Source organism: Arthrobacter sp. UYCu512 (assembly GCF_040547075.1).
Taxonomy (GTDB): Bacteria; Actinomycetota; Actinomycetes; order Actinomycetales; family Micrococcaceae; genus Arthrobacter.
Genome location: NZ_JBEPPA010000051.1, coordinates 1 through 1,596 on the forward strand (window position 1 = coordinate 1; position 1,596 = coordinate 1,596).

Annotated in this window: 2 protein-coding genes; one reads left to right on the top strand and one right to left on the bottom strand. The window is 63.0% G+C overall.

Features of this window, described 5'->3' with window-relative positions:
- Positions 1-89: 89 nt before the first annotated feature.
- Positions 90-962 carry an oxidoreductase gene (locus ABIB49_RS19230; protein ID WP_282468045.1) on the bottom strand — a complete coding sequence of 291 codons (873 nt, stop codon included), beginning with the start codon at positions 960-962 and terminating at the stop codon, positions 90-92.
- Positions 963-1,072: 110 nt separating this feature from the next.
- Between ABIB49_RS19230 and ABIB49_RS19235 the strand changes: the two genes are divergently transcribed.
- Positions 1,073-1,495, top strand: coding sequence for a winged helix-turn-helix transcriptional regulator (locus ABIB49_RS19235; RefSeq protein ID WP_226775796.1), 423 nt, complete (start codon positions 1,073-1,075; stop codon positions 1,493-1,495).
- The last annotated feature ends 101 nt before the right edge of the window (positions 1,496-1,596 follow it).

Here is a 1,596-nt window from a genome sequence, read left to right on the forward strand (position 1 = left end):
TGCGGAAAGACCCGGACCGGCAACCCACGAATGTCTTTGAACCCGGGGTTCCAGTCCTACGTCAGCCCGGCCACCACACTTCATATCGTCTAGCCGGCGATCTGGTCGAGTTCGGCGAGGTCGTCGTTGGACAGAGTGAGTGCTGCGCCGGAAATGTTCTCGCGCAGGTGCGACACGGACGACGTTCCCGGGATCAACAGGATGTTCGGGGAACGGTGCAGCAGCCATGCCAGAGCGACAGACATAGGCGTCGCGTCGAGTCGCCCAGCGACGGATGAGAGTGCGTCGGACTGGAGTGGGGTGAAGCCGCCGAGAGGGAAGAACGGGATGTAGGCGATCCCTTCTAAGGCGAGGCGGTCGATGAGGGCGTCGTCCCACCGGTTGGCGAGGTTGTACATGTTCTGCACGGATACGATCGGCGCGATCGATTGCGCTTCCTTAACCTGCGCATCGGTGGCGTTGCTGATCCCAAGGTGCCGGATGATGCCCTGCTGCTGCAGGTTCACGAGCGTCTCGAACGCCTCGCTGATCTGCTCGGAGACCGGCCCGTTGGCATCGCCGAGGCGGAGGTGTACCAGGTCGAGAACGTCGAGGCCGAGGGTTTCGAGGTTGTCGTCTATCTGCGCACGGAGCTCGTCGGGCTTCCGCGCGGACGGCCAGCCGCCCCGCGTATCCCGGCGTCCGCCGGCCTTGGTCGCGATGAAAAGGTCTTCGGCATAGGGGTGCAGGGCTTCGCGGATGAGTTCGTTGACGACGCGGGGGCCGTAGGTTTCTGCGGTGTCGATGTGGGTGATGCCGTGTGCGACCGCGTCGCGGAGCACGGCGAGGGCTGCGTCGCGGTCTCTTGGCGGGCCGACGACCCACGGGCCGGCGAGCTGCATGCCGCCGTACCCGAATCGGGAAACGCTGGTGTCGCCGAGGTTCCAGGTACCGCCGGGCAGGTCAGTGGTGTTGGTGCTCATGGATGTGCCTTTCGGTGCTTGCGGAATAACGTGCTGCCCTCCATCCTGAATGAGTTGCTACCCGCTGGGAAGTAGTTACCTGGAAGTGCGTTGATACCCGAGGAGGGCCCATGCCGACAATGACAGCGGCGAAGAAGAAGGCGGAGGCGAAGACGCAGTACAACGCGTTCCTCGCCGCGTGCCCGAGCCAGCAATTGCTTGCTCAGGTATCCGGCAAGTGGGTGACCCTGGTGTTGTCCGCGCTGGGGAGCGGGCCGGACTGTGACGGTGAGCCGCGACCCATGCGGTATTCCGAGCTGGCTCGAGTCCTGGCAGGAGTGAGTCCGAAGATGCTGTCGCAGACACTAAAGTCTCTCGAACGCGACGGACTGATCGGGCGGACCGCGACCGCGACCGTCCCCGTGACGGTGACCTACGAACTCACCAACCTCGGGCTCTCCCTGCACCAAACGGTCCGAAAGCTCAAACTCTGGTCCGAAACCCACCGCGACGACGTCTTAGCAAATCAAACACAGTTCGACGGTGCCCGATAGCCGGTGGGCGGATTCAGGCGGTCATTGCAACAGGAGGTTTTCGATCAGTTCGATCGGTTTCTTGAACTCTAGTCTTTTGCGCGGTCGGTCGTTGAGTTCCT